The sequence below is a fragment of the Mycobacterium sp. UM_Kg1 genome (assembly GCF_000972925.1).
In the GTDB taxonomy this organism is placed as follows: domain Bacteria; phylum Actinomycetota; class Actinomycetes; order Mycobacteriales; family Mycobacteriaceae; genus Mycobacterium; species Mycobacterium hiberniae.
The window spans coordinates 1-364 of the sequence record NZ_JRMK01000363.1 but is presented as its reverse complement, the minus strand read 5'-3'; the positions used below and the strand labels follow the sequence as shown (position 1 = coordinate 364).

The 364-nt window shown below is 64.8% G+C and carries 1 pseudogene; it reads right to left on the bottom strand.

The window, feature by feature from the left end:
* Positions 1 to 364, bottom strand: a pseudogene (locus LI92_RS21540) (type I glutamate--ammonia ligase); the annotation flags it as partial.

Below are 364 nucleotides of genomic sequence, written 5' to 3'. Positions count from 1 at the left end.
AACTCGTAGGGGTGCGGGCGCAGGTTCACCGGCGCGATCTCGTTGTCGCGCTTGTAGTTGATCCAGGTCTCGATCACGTCCGGGGTGAACACGCCGCCCTCGGTGAGGTATTCGTGGTCGGCTTCCAGATTGTCGATCACCTCGGAAAGCGATGTCGGAGCCTGGGCGATGCTGGCGGCCTCGTCGGCGGGCAGTTCGTAGAGGTCCTTGTCGACCGGGGCCGCCGGTTCGATCTTGTTCTTGATGCCGTCGATGCCGGCCATCAGCATCGCCGAGAACGCCAGGTAGGGGTTGCCCGAGGAGTCCGGGCAGCGGAACTCCAGGCGCTTGGCCTTGGGGTTGGTGCCGGTGATCGGGATGCGCA